General features: G+C 66.6%; 14 protein-coding genes. 6 read left to right on the forward strand and 8 right to left on the reverse strand.

The window, feature by feature from the left end; all coding sequences use genetic code 11:
* Both VGE49_RS02145 and lexA read left to right on the forward strand, forming a co-directional pair.
* The coding region (locus VGE49_RS02145) for an indole-3-glycerol phosphate synthase TrpC (RefSeq protein WP_331032942.1) at window positions 1–498 on the forward strand (498 nt) is incomplete at its 5' end.
* 670 nt (window positions 499–1,168) lie between these two features.
* Window positions 1,169–1,861 (forward strand): transcriptional repressor LexA, encoded by a 693-nt coding sequence (gene lexA / locus VGE49_RS02150; protein ID WP_314428970.1) that lies wholly within the window; start codon window positions 1,169–1,171, stop codon window positions 1,859–1,861.
* On the opposite strand, the gene VGE49_RS02155 is transcribed toward lexA, so the two are convergent.
* Entirely contained in the window at window positions 1,842–3,935 is a 2,094-nt protein-coding gene (locus tag VGE49_RS02155; protein ID WP_331032943.1) for a ComEC/Rec2 family competence protein, read from the reverse strand. The two genes, lexA and VGE49_RS02155, sit on opposite strands and share 20 nt — an antisense overlap.
* 79 nt (window positions 3,936–4,014) lie before the next feature.
* Here VGE49_RS02155 and gltX point away from each other — a divergent pair, with 79 nt between their 5' ends.
* From gltX to VGE49_RS02175, 4 genes are all read left to right on the forward strand, one after another.
* On the forward strand, window positions 4,015–5,430 hold the full coding sequence (gene gltX, locus VGE49_RS02160; protein WP_331032944.1) for a glutamate--tRNA ligase: 1,416 nt from the start codon (window positions 4,015–4,017) through the stop codon (window positions 5,428–5,430).
* Between the two features lie 65 nt (window positions 5,431–5,495).
* The gene (gene gltA, locus VGE49_RS02165; RefSeq protein WP_331032945.1) at window positions 5,496–6,797 is read left to right on the forward strand and encodes a citrate synthase; all 1,302 of its coding nucleotides are present in this window, start codon (window positions 5,496–5,498) and stop codon (window positions 6,795–6,797) included.
* A gap of 147 nt (window positions 6,798–6,944) precedes the next feature.
* Window positions 6,945–7,118, forward strand: coding sequence for a hypothetical protein (locus VGE49_RS02170; protein WP_331032946.1), 174 nt, complete (start codon window positions 6,945–6,947; stop codon window positions 7,116–7,118).
* Between the two features lie 79 nt (window positions 7,119–7,197).
* Complete coding sequence (locus VGE49_RS02175) at window positions 7,198–7,746, forward strand: hypothetical protein (protein WP_331032947.1); 549 nt, start codon at window positions 7,198–7,200, stop codon at window positions 7,744–7,746.
* 106 nt (window positions 7,747–7,852) lie between these two features.
* Here the strand turns inward: VGE49_RS02175 and lpxB are convergent, their stop codons facing one another.
* The 7 genes from lpxB to bamA are packed head-to-tail and all read right to left on the reverse strand — an operon-like array spanning window position 7,853 to window position 15,139.
* Window positions 7,853–9,019, reverse strand: a complete 1,167-nt coding sequence (gene lpxB / locus VGE49_RS02180) for a lipid-A-disaccharide synthase (protein WP_331032948.1) — start codon at window positions 9,017–9,019, stop codon at window positions 7,853–7,855.
* Window positions 9,016–9,855 carry a UDP-2,3-diacylglucosamine diphosphatase gene (gene lpxI / locus VGE49_RS02185; protein WP_331032949.1) on the reverse strand — a complete coding sequence of 280 codons (840 nt, stop codon included), beginning with the start codon at window positions 9,853–9,855 and terminating at the stop codon, window positions 9,016–9,018. The genes lpxB and lpxI overlap by 4 nt, the downstream gene beginning before the upstream one ends.
* Window positions 9,852–10,640 (reverse strand): acyl-ACP--UDP-N-acetylglucosamine O-acyltransferase, encoded by a 789-nt coding sequence (gene lpxA, locus VGE49_RS02190; protein ID WP_331032950.1) that lies wholly within the window; start codon window positions 10,638–10,640, stop codon window positions 9,852–9,854. Before lpxA ends, lpxI begins: the two co-directional genes overlap by 4 nt.
* Entirely contained in the window at window positions 10,637–11,101 is a 465-nt protein-coding gene (gene fabZ / locus VGE49_RS02195; protein ID WP_331032951.1) for a 3-hydroxyacyl-ACP dehydratase FabZ, read from the reverse strand. The genes lpxA and fabZ overlap by 4 nt, the downstream gene beginning before the upstream one ends.
* Entirely contained in the window at window positions 11,098–12,117 is a 1,020-nt protein-coding gene (gene lpxD / locus VGE49_RS02200; protein ID WP_331032952.1) for a UDP-3-O-(3-hydroxymyristoyl)glucosamine N-acyltransferase, read from the reverse strand. Before lpxD ends, fabZ begins: the two co-directional genes overlap by 4 nt.
* Before the next feature lie 8 nt (window positions 12,118–12,125).
* On the reverse strand, window positions 12,126–12,710 hold the full coding sequence (locus VGE49_RS02205; RefSeq protein ID WP_331032953.1) for an OmpH/Skp family outer membrane protein: 585 nt from the start codon (window positions 12,708–12,710) through the stop codon (window positions 12,126–12,128).
* Window positions 12,711–12,742: 32 nt separating this feature from the next.
* The gene (gene bamA, locus VGE49_RS02210) at window positions 12,743–15,139 is read right to left on the reverse strand and encodes an outer membrane protein assembly factor BamA (RefSeq protein ID WP_331032954.1); all 2,397 of its coding nucleotides are present in this window, start codon (window positions 15,137–15,139) and stop codon (window positions 12,743–12,745) included.
* Between the last annotated feature and the right edge of the window lie 142 nt (window positions 15,140–15,281).

Below are 15,281 nucleotides of genomic sequence, written 5' to 3' on the forward strand. Positions count from 1 at the left end.
TTCCAGGGCGACGACGCCTTCCTGGCCGCCGCCCGCGACGCGGTCGCCCTGCCCTGCCTGCGCAAGGACTTCCTGGTCGATCCCTGGCAGGTGGCCGAGAGCCGCGCCCTGGGCGCCGACTGCATCCTCATCATCCTGGCCATGGTGGATGACGCCCTGGCCGCCGACCTGCTGGCCGAGGCCGAACGGTTCGGCATGGACGCCCTGATCGAGACCCACGACGAGGCCGAAATGGCCCGCGCCTGCGCGCTCGGGGGCGATCTGGTCGGCGTCAACAACCGCTCCTTGCGCACCTTCGAAGTTGACCTCGACGCGACCGAGCGTCTGTCCATGCTCAGCCCCGTCAAAGCCCTGCTGGTGGCCGAAAGCGGCATCTTCACCCCCGACGACGTCCAGCGCGTCGCCGACGCCCACGCCCAGGCCATCCTCGTCGGCGAAAGCCTGATGCGTCAGGACGATGTGGAAGCGGCGACGAAGGCCCTGCTGTCGTTAAGCTAGTGTCCGATTAGGCCCGGCAGGAAATGTCCGCATTCGACCCGTTGCGGACGTTGCGTTGGTGATTAGGGGTAGGCACTGTGAGAGAATGGCCACCACGGTTCTCTCAAAGATCAGCCGCGTGAGCATCTTGATCCCCATGTGGCTAGGTCTATCCGCCTGCGACGCATGGCCGACAACTGTCGTGGATCGTACGAATGCCCCCATCCAGTTCCGCTGGCACCATGAGGATCACGCCGAATGGTCAGTATGGATAACCGTTCCGGCGGGTGAATCTGTACTGCTGGCCAGAGCTCATTACGTCGAGGATTTCGAGAGCATGGAGGTCATGGAGGCAGGCAAGACGTATTCCGTGACGCCCACACAGATGGCGGAGTTCAGAAGCATATGCGCCCGCACATGGGTCGATCGCATCACGACGCTGGGTGACTGTGAGATCGCTTACGGTGGCGGGGGTAGGTTCACTGTGCGCCGAGTTCGGTAGTCCGATACCCACCCTTTAGCGACATCCCGAGGGACTGCTTTGAGTGGCAAAGCCTCCTGACGATGAAAATCCCGCTGCCATTTGGGTTCGAGCGACAACGCCGGTTAGAAGCGTCCGAGTTGACATTCGGCAAGAACACTTACAGAACATCGACAACGGTTCACGCCTTGTTCTGGAAGCCTTGCGCCCATGCTCACCAAGAAGCAGCACGAACTCCTGATGTTCATCCACGAACGGATTCAGGAAACGGGCGTCTCGCCCTCCTTCGACGAGATGAAGGAGGCGCTGGATCTGGCGTCCAAGTCGGGCATCCACCGCCTGATCACGGCGCTGGAGGAACGCGGCTTCATCCGCCGCCTGGCCCACCGCGCCCGCGCGCTGGAAGTGACCAAGCTGCCGGAACAGGCCACGGCCGGCGCCCCGCGCGGCCACGCGGGCTTCAAGCCCGGCGTGATCGAGGGCGGCGGTCGGCCCAAGGCGGCCGAACCCGCCAACGACACCCGCGAGCTGGCCCTGATGGGCAAGATCGCGGCCGGCACCCCCATCGACGCCATCGAGCATGAAACCGCCCGTTATCCGGTGCCGGAAGCCATGCTGGGCGCAGGCGAACACTATCTGCTCGAGATCGAGGGCGACTCGATGATCGAGGCGGGCATCCTCAACGGCGACATGGTCATCATCAAATCGACCGCCGACGCCTCCTCCGGCGAGATCGTGGTGGCCCTGGTAGAGGGCGAGCAGGCCACGCTGAAACGCCTGCGCAAAAAGGGCGCCTCCATTGCGCTGGAGCCGGCCAACCGCAACTATGAGACCAAGATCTACGGCTCGGATCAGGTCGCGGTTCAGGGCAAGCTGGTCGGCCTTATCCGCCGCTATCACTGAAGTCGGGATCGGCCTGACGCGTCCAGGGCCTGCGCCCCCGCACGTCAGCCGCCCACACCGCCTTCCAGCCCGCGCCGACGCGCCACAGCTCCACCGAGCCGCCATGGGCGTAGTCCACGCCGTCCAGCACCAGCCGACCGGCACATGAGGCGGGCAGCGACGCCAGTTCGGCCCGACTGCTGACGACCGACGCCGACCGGCACATCAGGTCCAGCTGCTCGACCGACGGGGCCTTCTTGCCCCACCACAGAGCCGCCGGCCCAGCGTCTGCGGCTTCCGGGGCGCAGAACGACCGCTTGCAAGTCCAGCCCGCCTCCGGCCTCGGCGTCAGCTCCAGCCCGCGCCGCCGTGACCACAGGTCCGCCGCGAACTGGCGCACGCCAGGCCGCACCACGACCGCCTCGCCCGCCTGATGAAAGGCCGCATTGGTCCCCCCGTCGCCGATCCACAGATCAGGCGCCGCCGGGCGCGGCCAGACCAGCACCGCGGCCGCCAGCGGCAGACCCAGCCACCTCAACCGCCCGCGCCACAGACAGATGAACAGAATGCCGAGAAAGGCCACCGGCAAGGCCGCCGCCGGGGCGCTGGCGATGGTCTGCACCGCCCCCGGAAGCCCCGCTGTCCAGTGGCCGATGGCCAGCATCATCTCCACCCCCTTGCCCGCCAGCCACAGAAAGGGCGCGCCCAGCCCCAGCGGCTCCAGTGTCGCCCCCAGCGCCAGCGCCGGCATCAGGATGAAATCCGCGATCGGCGCTGTGCCCAGATTGGCGATCAACCCGTAGACGGCTGTGCGATTGAAATGCTGCATGGCGAACGGCCCGGTCGCCATCCCCGCCACCAGACTGGCGGTGCAGGCGACCAGCAACCAACTGCCCAGCCTCTGCGCCGCCACGATGGGCCAGGGCGCCGAAATCTCCTTGATCCGACGCGGCCACACCTCGACCAAGGCCACCAGAGCCGCCGTCGCCGCGAACGACATCTGAAACCCCGGCGTGACGATGGCCTCGGGCTGCAGCAACAGGACGGCGAAGGCCGCGACCGCCAGGGCGTGCATGGTCACGGCCTGCCGGTCCAGCAGGACGGCGACAAAGGCGATGGAGGCCGTGATGGCTGACCGCTCGGCCGGCGGCGGCGCGCCCGACACCACCAGATAGGTCCCGACCGCGATCAGCCCCGCGACCGCCGCCACCTTCTTGCCCGACACCCTGAGCGCCAGCCACGGCCAGGCCGCCACGCCCAGGCGCACGGCGAAGAAGACGAAGCCGCCGACGATGGCCATGTGCAGGCCTGAGATCGACAGGATGTGCGCCAGCCCGGAATCGCGCATGGCGTCCAGATCTTCGCGTCCGATCCAGGTCTCGTGCCCCGTGGTCATGGCGGCGGCGATCCCGCCGGTCCGCTCGCCCAGCCGCGCCACGATCCGCTGCGCCAAGGCATAGCGGGCCGCGTTGATCTTCATCGCCATCCGCACCCGCCACGGCGGCTCGGGCAAGACCGTGGGCCGCGCCTGACCCAGGGCGAACAGCGTCCCGCCCATGCCCTGGAAATAGGCGTTGCGGCCGAAATCATAGGCCCCCGGACTGGCCGGCGCGGGCGGCGGGTTCAGAATGCCGTAGAGCCTCACCGCCTCGCCCGGCGCCGGCGGCTCGCCCCGCACCGTGGCCCGCAGCCGCACCGGCGTCGCCTCGGGCGCCAGTCCTCTGATCCGCACCGGCGCCACGACGATTCGCGCGCCGCGCTCGCCGGGACTGTCGACGTCCATGACCCAGGCCTCGACCACGGTCGGTTCGGCCAAGGCCGGCGCGATCGGCCCGCTGACCGCTTCGGTCCGCAGCTTGGCGACCGCCGCCCCGCCGCATAGACAGGCCAGCATCAACAGGGCCAGGGTCCAGCGCCGCGCCATCCCGAACCGCCGCGCCGCCAGCCAGGCCCCGCTGGTCAGCACCGCCGCCACCATCAGCGGCCAACCCGCCGGTTCGCTTCTCAGGGCGAAATAGATCGCGCAGCCGCCGCCGAAGAAGACCGGCGCCCACAATCGCCAGCGATCCGTCTGATCCGCGACTTCATCGCGCACCGCATCAAGAACCCTTAAGGCAAGGCTTCGCTTTGGCGCGCGCGGGCGTATAAGGGCCTCCGCAACGGACCCCTCCTGAATGACCTCCCCCTCCTCGACTGTCGTCACCCGCTTCGCCCCCTCGCCCACAGGCTACCTGCATATCGGCGGGGCGAGAACCGCGTTATTCAACTGGCTGTACGCCAAGAGCCGGGGCGGCAAGTTCCTGATCCGCGTCGAGGACACGGACCGTGAGCGTTCAACCGACGACGCCGTTAAGGCCATCTTCGACGGCCTGTCCTGGCTGGAGCTGTTCGGCGACGAGGAGCCGGTCTTCCAGTTCGCCCGCGCCGACCGTCATCGCGAAGTCGCCGAACAACTACTCGCCTCGGGCCACGCCTACCGCGACTTCCTGACCGCCGACGAAACCAACACCCTGCGCGATCAGGCCAAGGCCGAGGGCCGCGACTTCGTCTCGCCCTGGCGCGACCGCGAGCCTACCGTCGACGATCTGGCCAAGCCCTCCACCATCCGCTTCCGCCGCCCGCTGGATCAGGCCGTCGTGGTTGATGACGCGGTGCAAGGCAGCGTGCGCTGGGAATCCTCGTCGCTGGACGATCTGGTCATCGTTCGCTCGGACGGCGCCCCGACCTACAACCTGGCCGTGGTGGTGGACGACCACGACATGGGCGTGACCCACGTCATTCGCGGCGACGACCACCTGAACAACGCCGCCCGCCAGAGCCTGATCTATGACGCACTGGGCTGGACGCGTCCGACCTTCGCCCACATCCCGCTGATTCACGGCCCCGACGGCGCCAAGCTGTCGAAGCGTCACGGCGCCCAGGCGGTGCATGAGTACGCCGAGATGGGTTATCTGCCCGAGGCCATGCGCAACTATCTGGCGCGGCTGGGCTGGGCCCACGGCGACCACGAGCTGTTCAGCGACGAACAGGCGATCGAATGGTTCGACCTGCCGGGCATCGGCAAGGCCCCCGCTCGCCTCGACTTCGACAAGCTGGCCCACGTCAACGCCCACTGGATCCGCCTGGCCGAGGACGATCGTCTGGCCAAGCTGACGCTGGACGCTCACTTGGCCCGGGGCCGCGCGCTGCAGCCCGACGATGAGGCTCGCCTGCTGCGCGCCATGCCCTTCGTCAAGGACCGCGCCAAGACCATCGTGGAACTGGCGGCCCAGACCGAGTTCGTGCTGAAGGCGCGTCCGCTCGCACTGGACGAGAAAACCCAGGGCCTGCTGACCGGCGAAGGCGGCGAGCGAATTTCACGACTCCGTGAACGGCTCCGCCTTTTCCAGAGCTGGGACGTTTTCGCCCTCGAGGCCGAGCTTAAGGTTTTCGCCGAGGAAGAAGGCGTAGGCTTCGGAAAAATCGGCCCTTCCATGCGCGGAGCCCTGACCGGCGGGTCAGTGTCGCCGGACATCGCGCGGATTCTTGCGGCGCTTGGACGCGACGAAGGTCTCGGGCGCTTGGATGATGCGCTGCAACAGACTAAGTGATCACCCATAACCATGCAGGCTGGACGCCTCCCCGCGCCCGGCCGGAAGAAAAATAAGGGGCCTAGATGACTGAACAAGCGAAACCCGCCGGTACGGCGACCTTCACCTACGGCGACAAGAACGTCGAACTTCCCGTCCTGGCGGGCTCGACCGGACCGGACGTCATCGACATCCGCAAGCTGTACGGCGCGACCGGCGCCTTCACCTTCGACCCCGGCTTCACCTCGACGGCGGCGTGCGAAAGCGCCCTGACCTTCATCGACGGCGATGAAGGCGTCCTGCTGCACCGCGGCTACCCGATCGACCAGTTGGCCTCGAAGTCCAACTTCGTCGAAGTCTGCCACCTGCTGCTGCACGGCGAACTGCCGACCGCCGCGCAATACGAGAAGTTCGAAGAGAGCATCACGCGGCACACCATGCTGCACGCTCAGTTCGACCGTTTCTTCGAAGGCTTCCGCCGCGACGCCCACCCGATGTCGATCATGGTCGGCACCGTCGGCGCCCTGTCGGCCTTCTATCACGACAGCCTGGACATCCATGATCCGGTGCAGCGCGACATCTCGGCCATCCGCCTGATCGCCAAGATGCCGACCATCGCCGCCCGCGCCTACAAGTACCATGTCGGCCAGCCCTTCATCTCGCCGCGCAACGACCTGTCGTACGCCGAGAACTTCCTGCGCATGTGCTTCGCCGTTCCGGCCGAGGACTATCACGTGGATCCGGCCCTGGTTCGCGCCATGGACCGCATCTTCACCCTGCACGCCGACCACGAGCAGAACGCCTCGACCTCGACCGTCCGTCTGGCCGGTTCGTCGGGCGCCAACCCCTTCGCCTGTATCGCCGCCGGCATCGCCTGCCTGTGGGGCCCGTCGCACGGCGGCGCCAACGAAGAAGCGCTGAACATGCTCAAGGAAATCGGCACGCCGGACCGTATTCCTGAGTTCATTCAGGGCGTTAAGGACCGCAAGTACAAGCTGATGGGCTTCGGCCACCGCGTGTACAAGAACTATGACCCGCGCGCCAAGGTCATGCAGCAGTCGGCCTATGAAGTGCTGGCCGCCACGGGCCGTGAAAACGATCCGCTGTTCCAGGTCGCCAAGGAGCTGGAGCGCGTCGCCCTGTCGGACGAGTACTTCACCTCGCGCAAGCTGTTCCCGAACGTCGACTTCTACTCGGGCATCACCCTGTCGGCGATGGGCTTCCCGACCACCATGTTCACCGTCCTGTTCGCCCTGGCCCGCACCGTGGGCTGGATCTCGCAGTGGCAGGAAATGATGGCCGACCCCTCGCAGAAGATCGGTCGCCCGCGTCAGCTCTATACCGGCCCGACGCAACGCGACTACGTGCCGATCGAACAGCGCGGCTGATCAAGCCGCGTTTCGGGCCGCGTCGGGTCGAAAGGCGGAGCCTTTTGGCCGCGGCCCAACAAGAATGAAAAACGCCGGGGCTTTCGCTCCGGCGTTTTTTGTTCACCACACGCCGCCGAAGCGGCTCCGCCATGCTAGGAAACGGCCATGAGCGACCATAACGACGACGCCCCCTCCGCCGAGACCCCGGCCCAGCGGGCGCTCCGCCTGAAACAGGCCGCGCTGAAAGCGCGTTCCGGCCCGCCCCAGAAGGGCGGCTTGCAGCGTGATAAGTCGGTCACGGTGAAATCCGGCTCGAACAAGCCCTGGATGACGCGCTAGTCAGTTGCAACAACGATAGCGGCCGCCCCGAATGTTACTCAGGGGTGGACAGCGGAAATTCCACGCCGCACGGTAAGGCATGCACTATTCAGCCATCACGGCCCTCGCAGTTCTTTTTGCTCCACCCGCTGACGCACAATCAGTTTTAGAGCAGGGTTTCGCTGGAGCCATTCACGGCTGTGAGGAATGGGTCCTGAACCCAGACAGTTGGATCAACGGTCCAGCGCCCTTCATTTCTGCGGTTGGCCTGGGCGACAAGATGGGCTTGGTGGCACAGGTCGATGAGGTGTCGCTCCCGCCCGTGCCGTTGCGCCGTGGAAACCACTATTGGCGCATCAACTCGACGGACGCCGCAGGTTACTTGCTGGTTGTCTCCGACCAGATGCCCATGTGCCATATCACAGGCGGAGGCGATGTCGATTTGCAGCCCGCTGTTGAGGCCGTCCTTACATCCGGAGAGTTCTCGAACCGCTGGGAAGCGGTTGAGCGCTCCGAGGTTGGCGATATGGCATCGACGGTTTTCCGCAACCGGACAGACCCGTCCCTATCGGCGGTCATTAGCCGCGCTACTGCGCCGGGCGCGCGGTTGGACCGTGTCCAGGTACTGGTGACCGCTACCTACAAATGATCGAACATATGGCAGGGTGCTACCGCTGGTTCGTGCGGACCTCAGCAAATGGGTCGTGAACAGACAATCTCTCGATGGCTAAACGCGGACATTGCGGACCGCGTCATTAGCCCTTCCGATCCGCGATCACTCTTAGCACCGCATCCGCCGCCAACTCGGACGGATCGGGGCCGCCGCGGCCCATCAGGTCCAGCGCCGCCGTCTGGCGCGCGGCCTGATCGGCGGCGGCCTGCGGGTCCGTCAGCAGACGCCCGACCGCCTCGGTCAGCTTCTCGGGCGTGGCGTCGTTCTGGATGAACTCGGGCGCGATGCGCTCATCGGCGGCGATGTTGAACAGGGTGATGTGCTTGGCCGTCACCAGGTTCTTCATCAGCAGATAGGACAGCCCGTCGATCTTGTAGGCGATGACCATGGGCGCGCCGGCCAGGGCCAGTTCGGTCGAGACCGTGCCGCTGGTGGCCAGGGCGACGTTGGTCGCCTTCATCGCATCATACTTGTCGGCTTCCTGCACCAGATGGGCGCGGAAGGGCCAGGCGGCGACGCGGCCGGCCACGTCGGCGGCGACCGTGCCGGCGGCGACGACGGCCACCTCCAGCGACGGGTTCGCCGCTTTCAGCCCCTTCACCGTGGCCTCGAAGACGGGCGTCATGCGGGTGATCTCGCTGGGCCGACTGCCCGGCAGGACCAGCAGCAAGGGCGCGTCGGCGGCGATCCCGCGCGCGGCGCGGAAGCGGGCGCCGTCGGCCCGGCTCATGTCGACGTGCAGGGCCTGCGATCCCACGACCGTCGTCGGCAGGCCCTCGCGCTCGAACCAGGGGGCGTCGAAGCTGTAGAGCGACAGCAGGTGATCCACGCTGGCGGCCAGGGTCTTGGCGCGGCCCGGACGCGAGGCCCAGACCTGAGGCCCGACATACTTGATCAGCGGCACGCCGGGCAGCACCTCGCGCAGGGCCCCGGCCACGCGGATGGTGAAGCCCCAGCTGTCGATCAGGACCACGGCGTCCGGCCGCTCGGCCTTGGCCAGTTCGACCGTGTCCGCCACCCGACGCTTGACCAGGCCATAGGCCTTCAAGCCCTCGATCCAGCCGAGAATGGACAGCTCGGCGATGTCGAATGGGCTGACGACGCCCTCGGCCGCCATCTTGGGGCCGCCGACGCCGACGAAGGTCACGTCAGCGCCCAGCCGCGTCTTCAGCGCCCGCGCCAGACCGGCGCCCAAGGCGTCGCCCGAAGCCTCGGCGGCGACCAGCATGACCTTCAACGGACGGCTCATCCTTCTACGCCCCAGACGAACAGGCCCAGGCGGTCCGCAACCTCGACCAGAGCCTCATGGTCGATGATGATCAGCCGTCCGGCGAAGCCGCCGATGCCCGCCAGACCGGCGGCGGCGGCCAGTTCGATCGTGCGCGGCCCGATGACCGGCATGTCCACCCGCAGATCCTGGATCGGCTTGGGCGCCTTGCCCAGCGCCCCCTTCGGCGCGCCCGGCGCGCCGCGCAGGTCGGCGGGCAAGCCCGCCACGCGACGCAGCATCTCGTCCGTGCCTTCTTGCGCCTCAACCGCCAGCACCAGTCCCTCGCAGACGACCGCGCCCTGCCCGATATCCAGTTCGCCTGATTTTTCAGCGACGTGCAGGGCCTTCTTCAGGTCCGCCAACTGTTCCGGCGTCGGCGACATCGCGCCGAGCGCGCCGGGCGCCAGGGCCTCGCCGCCCAGGATGTCGTCGGCGCCCTCGACCGCATAACCTTCGGCCTCGAAGACCGACAGGATCTTGCGCAACAAGGCGTCGTCGCCCTTGGTCGCCGCCGCCACGATGCCGGGCAGCAAAGTCGCCCCCTTAAAATCAGGCTTCAAGGTCTTGAAATCAGGACGGTTCACATAGCCGGCGAGACAGACAGCCCCGCAGCCCTCGGCCTTCATCGCCTTCAGAATGCGGCCGATCTCGGCCATGCCGAAGTCTGCCCCCGGCCAGCGCACCAGATGCTCGTCGGCGAAGCCCGCCAGACGGATGATGAAGACCGCACGCCCCTCAGCCTCGCACCGCGCCGCGATGCGGGCCGGCAGGTCGCCGCCGCCAGCGATCAGGCCCAGCTTGGGCGCCGAGATCATTCCTTGCCCGGCAGGCAGAGCGGCCGCTTGGCGCCGTCACGGATGAAGCCGACGATCTCCATGATCTCGGGCAGGTCGGCATAGGTCGCCTCGACCTGATCCAGACGCTCGGCGAAGACGCCTTCGCCCTCGAACAAGTCGCGATAGGCGGCCAGCAGACGACGCACCGCGTCCTTGCCGTAGCCCTTGCGCTTCAACCCGATCAGGTTGAGGCCGTGCAGGCTGGCGTGGTTGCCCCAGGCCGAACCGTAGGGGATGACGTCGCGCGTCACGGCGGCCAGACCGCCGACGATAGCGCCCTGCCCCACGCGGCCGTTCTGGTGCACGGCGCACAGGCCGCCCAGGAAGACCTTGTCGCCGACCTGGGCGTGACCGCCCAGGGTGGCGTTGTTGGCCATAACGACATTGTCGCCGACCACGCAGTCGTGGCCGACGTGAGCGCCGGTCATGAACAGGCCGTTCGAGCCGACCCGCGTCACGCCCGTCCCCTGCGGCGTGCCGCGGTTGAAGGTGGCGTGCTCGCGGATGACGTTGTCCGAACCGATCTCCAGTCGCACCGGCTCGCCCTTGTAGCCGTTGTGCTGCGGGTCGCCGCCGATGACGGCGAAGGGATGGATCACCGTCCGCGCGCCGACGCTGGTGTCCTGCTGGACCACCACATGGCTGACCAACTTGACCCCCTCGGCCAAGCTCACGCCCGGACCGACGACGCACCAGGGGCCGATCACGACCCCGTCGGCGACCTGGGCCGAAGCGTCGACGACAGCGGTCGGGTGGATGGTCACTGGGCGGGCTCCGCCACGGTCACGACCATGGCCATGAATTCGGCCTCGGCGGCCAGCTTGTCGTCGATGAAGGTTTCGCCGCGGAACTTGTAGGCGTCGCCGCGTGCGCGGATCACCTTGACCTCCATGCGCAGCTGATCGCCCGGACGGGCGGGCTTGCGGAAGCGCACGCCGTCGATCGACATGAACATGATGACCTTGTCGGCCACCGCCACGTCCAGCGACTTGGACATCAACAGCGCGCCGGTCTGGGCCATGGCCTCGACGATCAGGACGCCGGGCATGACCGGGTCGATCGGGAAGTGGCCAGGGAAGAAAGGCTCGTTGTGGGTGACGTTCTTGATGCCGACGATGGAGGTCGCCGCGACGAAGTCCTCAGCCTTGTCGACCAGCAGGAAGGGATAGCGATGCGGCAGGCGACGCATCACCTCGGCGTAGTCGATCTTGTTGCTTTCGCTCATTCTTTCGATTCCTTCGCGCCCTTCTTCTGAGACGCCTGTTTGGACAGCCACACCGTCTCGCGCAAGAATTGGCGAAGCGGCTTGGCGGGGTAGCCGGACCAGATTTCGCCAGGCGGAATGTCGGCCAGGACGCCGCCGCCAGCCGCGACGCGTGCGCCCGCGCCGATGGTGATGTGGTCGCCCACGCCGGCGCGGCCGCCGAAGATGCAGTTGTCGCCAGTCGTGACCGAGCCCGAAATGCCGGTGTGGGCCGCCATCAGGTTGTTGCGGCCGATGACGCAGTTGTGGCCGATCATGACCAGGTTATCGATCTTGGTGTTCTCGCCGATGACCGTGTCGTCATAGGCGCCTCGGTCAATGCAGGAGTTGGCGCCCACCGTCACCCCGTCCTGCAGGATGACGCGGCCCAGCTGCGGGATGTCCACCGGCCCGGTCTTGGATCCGGCGGCGCCGAAACCCGCCTCGCCGATCCGCGCGCCGGCCAGCAGCTTCACCCGGTCGCCCAGCAGGGCGAAGCCGACGGTGACGCCAGGACTGATCAGGCAGTCGCGGCCGATCTGGACGCCCGGCCCGATGACGGTGTTGGCGCCGATGCGCGTGCCACGCCCGATGCGGACGCCCTCGCCCAGCACCACGCCCGGCTCGATCACCACGGTGTCGTCCTCGGCCGCCTCGCCCGCAGTGATCGCACGGTCCAGGCGGACCGGCCGGTGCAGCAGAGCCGAAGCCCGCGCCCAAGCGGCCTGGGCCTCGCCCGAGACGATGACGGCGGTTTCGGCGGGCGCCAGGTCCACGGCCGAAGCCGGAACGATCACGCAGCCGGCCTTGGTCTCAGCCAGAGCGGCCGCGAATTTCCGGTCGCCCAGAAACGCAATCGCGCCCCGGTCCGCACTGGACAGGGGCGCAACGGCCGAGATGACGACTTCACCGCCCCGGACCACCTCCCCGCCGATGTGCTCGGCGAGGGCGGCGACCGTCAGGGGCGACAGGGTCTGAAAGAACCTCGGATCGGGCATGGCCCGTCTTACGACTGCGGCTGGGCCGGAACCGGCATGCGGTTGAAGCTGAGCGTCGGCAGGGCCGTATTCAGGCGCTGGATGACCAGCGGCGTCACGTCCATAGCCGGGTTCATGATGAAGACGCTTTCACGGTCGACCAGGATGCCGCAGCCCTTTTCCTGATAGACGGCGACCAGGATCGGCTCGATGGCCTCCGAGATCTTCTTGCGCTGCTCGCCCAGGGTGTAGCGCAGCTCGTTGTCGCGGGTCTGTTCCAGCTGCTGGGCTTCCTGAGCGCGCTGCTGCAGGGCCTGACGGCGCTGGTTCAGTTGGTCAGCCGGGATGGTCGAGGCGCCTTGCTGCAGGGCCTGATACTCGGTCTGCAGTTGCGTGGCGTAGGGAGCGATTTCGCCCTGCACCTCTTGAGCCAGTTGTTCCATGCGGGCCTGAACGGCTTGACCGACGGTCGACTGGGCCAGCGCCTGCTGGTTGAAATAGACGCAAACGCCCGGGATGGCCGGACCCGGGTTGGCCGGGCCTTGCGACTGAGCCATGGCCGCCGAAGCGGTCAGAGAAACAAGGGCGGCGGCGCCGAAAGCAAACAGTTTCATCTTGAACCTTTGAGCAGTCTGGAAGGCTGCGGTTAGAACTGGGTCGAGGTGGAGAAGCGGAAGGTTTCGGTCTTGTCGTAGTCTTCCTTCGACAGAACCTTGGACAGGTCGAAACGGATCGGTCCCATCGGCGAGCGCCAGTGGATGCTGACGCCGGCCGCAGCCCGCAGGGCGAGGTTGTCTACGATGTTCGGATTGGGCGCTCCGGTGACGGTGTCGACCATATAGCGGTCGTCCAGCAGACCCAGGGTGCCGACATCGGCGAACAGCGAAGTCTTGATGCCGTATTCGTCGGGCAGGTAGTTCGGCACCGTCAGTTCAACCGTGCCGATGGCGTAGAAGTTTCCGCCCAGGGCGTCGGTCGTGTTCAGATCGCGCGCGCCCATGCCGGCCGTCTCGAAGCCGCGGAAGGTGTTGCCGCCCTTGAAGAAGCGGTCGTTGATGCGGATGGGATCGCCGTTCCAGCCGGAGACGTAGCCGGTCGAGCCCTGGACGCTCACCACCCAGTTGGGGCGGATGCCGTAATACCAGGAGGCGTCCGCCTCGGTCTTCAGATAATTCACGTCGCCGCCGATGCCGGCGAAGTCCTGACGCAGGGACGCCGACCAGCCCCGCGTCGGCCGAACCGGGTCGTTGAGACGATTGACCACCAGCGTGTAACCCGCCGACGAGTTCAGGAACGAACCCGCCTGGTCGCAAAGCGCCGACGATCCCGTGCCCGAGCAGTAGCCCGATGGAATGATGACCTCGTCGGACTTCAGGAAGTAGCGCACGCTGAGAGAGGAATAGCCGTTCAGCGGGTAGCTGAGCCGCAGACCGCCCCCGGTCGAACGGTAATCATAGGAGGAGTATTCACTCAGGTCGTAGCGGGTATGGAACAGGTCGAAACCAGCCCGCAGGTCGCGGCCCAGGAACTTCGGCTCGGTGAAGCGGAAGTCGATCTGCTGACGGAGCGAGCCCCACTCGGCGCGCGCCACGACGTTCTGGCCCCGGCCACGGAAGTTGCGCTCGGTGATGCCCAGATTCAGCACGAAGGAGTCGACCGAGCTGAAGCCGGCGCCGACGGACAGTTCGCCAGTCGGCTGCTCCTCGACGGTGACGTTCACGACCGAACGGTCCGGCGCGCTGCCGCGCGTCTCCTCGATCTTCACGTCCTTGAAGAAGCCCAGGCCGCGCAGGTTGTTGCGCGACCGCTCGACCAGCGATCGGTTGAAGGCGTCGCCCTCGCCCACCATCAGTTCGCGGCGAATGACCGAGTCGAGGGTCCGCGTGTTGCCGACCACGTTGATGCGGTCGATGTAGACGCGCTGGCCTTCCTTCACGTTAAAGGTGACGTCGACCGTGTCGGTTTCGGGATTGGCGCGATAGGTCGGGTTGATCTCGACGAAGGCGTAGCCCGCTGAACCTGCGGCGAAGGTCAGGGTGTCGACGGCGCTCTGGATACGATCGCTCTCATAGAGATCGCCCGAGCGGATCGGCAGCAGACGCTTCAGGAAGTCAGCGTTCAAACGGTCGTTCTCGGTGACGACCGTGACCTCGCCGAAGTTGTAGCGATCGCCTTCATCGACCGTCAGGGTCATGCCGAAGGCGCTGTTGTCCGGCTTGAGCTCCGACACCGACGACAGGATGCGGAAGTCGTAATAGCCGCGGTTGGTGTAGAATTTCCGCAGTTGCTCGCGGTCGTAATCCAGCCGGTTCGGGTCATAGTTGTCGTTCGAGCTGAACAGGCGCCACCAGCTGGACTGCTTAGTGACCATGACATCGCGCAGGTCGTTGTCCGAGAAGGCGGTGTTGCCCAGGAAGGTGATGGCGGCGACGCCGGTCTCCGGGCCTTCGTCGATCTCGAACACCACGTCGACGCGGTTCTGATCCAGTTGAACCAGCTTCGGCGTCACGGTCGCCGAAATGCGGCCCGACAGACGATACAGCTCGACAATCTTGCCGACGTCCTCCTGAACGCGGGCGCGCGTATAGATGCCGCGCGGCTTGATCGTGACCTCGTCGGTCAGCTTCTTTTCGGTGAGGGCCTTGTTACCCTCGAACGTCACCTGGTTGATGATCGGGTTTTCCGCGATCTCGACGATCAGGTCGCCGTTGGCCTGAAGACCCAGCTGCACGTTGGCGAACAGACCGGTTCGCGACAGGGTCCGCACCGCCACGTCGATCACGGCCGCGTCGATGGTGTCGCCCGGCTGGATCGGCAGATAGGACAGCACCGTCGTCTGGTCGATGCGCTGATTGCCGCGCACGACGATCCGATTGACGACGGCGCGTTCCTCGGCCTGAGGGGCGACAACGACCTGAGGATCCTGCTGGGCGGCCGGAGCGGCGCCCGGCGCCGTCTGCGCCAGCGTGGGTCCCGCCAGTCCGGCGGCGACGGCCAGCACCAGGGCGCTGGGTCCAAGAATACGGCCACGGGTTCGGATCATGAGGCGACTGTCGTTCTGAATCATTCGGGGAACCATCGGGGGCTGGCGTCGGCTCACGAGACGAGCCCGCCGAGGAATTTGAAGAGATTGAGTTTCTGCAGGTCGTTCCAGGTCGCGAACAACATTAAACTGGCCAGCAAAG

It is taken from the genome of Brevundimonas sp. (assembly GCF_036405315.1).
Lineage (GTDB): Bacteria > Pseudomonadota > Alphaproteobacteria > Caulobacterales > Caulobacteraceae > Brevundimonas.

Coding starts and splice junctions, on each gene's coding strand:
- gltX (WP_331032944.1), top strand. CDS start 4,015: ATGACCTCCCCCTCCTCGACTGTCGTCACCCGCTTCGCCCCCTCGCCC.
- lexA (WP_314428970.1), top strand. CDS start 1,169: ATGCTCACCAAGAAGCAGCACGAACTCCTGATGTTCATCCACGAACGG.
- lpxB (WP_331032948.1), bottom strand. CDS start 9,019: ATGAGCCGTCCGTTGAAGGTCATGCTGGTCGCCGCCGAGGCTTCGGGC.
- lpxI (WP_331032949.1), bottom strand. CDS start 9,855: ATGATCTCGGCGCCCAAGCTGGGCCTGATCGCTGGCGGCGGCGACCTG.
- bamA (WP_331032954.1), bottom strand. CDS start 15,139: ATGATCCGAACCCGTGGCCGTATTCTTGGACCCAGCGCCCTGGTGCTG.
- VGE49_RS02170 (WP_331032946.1), top strand. CDS start 6,945: ATGAGCGACCATAACGACGACGCCCCCTCCGCCGAGACCCCGGCCCAG.
- gltA (WP_331032945.1), top strand. CDS start 5,496: ATGACTGAACAAGCGAAACCCGCCGGTACGGCGACCTTCACCTACGGC.
- VGE49_RS02205 (WP_331032953.1), bottom strand. CDS start 12,710: ATGAAACTGTTTGCTTTCGGCGCCGCCGCCCTTGTTTCTCTGACCGCT.
- lpxD (WP_331032952.1), bottom strand. CDS start 12,117: ATGCCCGATCCGAGGTTCTTTCAGACCCTGTCGCCCCTGACGGTCGCC.
- fabZ (WP_331032951.1), bottom strand. CDS start 11,101: ATGAGCGAAAGCAACAAGATCGACTACGCCGAGGTGATGCGTCGCCTG.
- VGE49_RS02175 (WP_331032947.1), top strand. CDS start 7,198: ATGCACTATTCAGCCATCACGGCCCTCGCAGTTCTTTTTGCTCCACCC.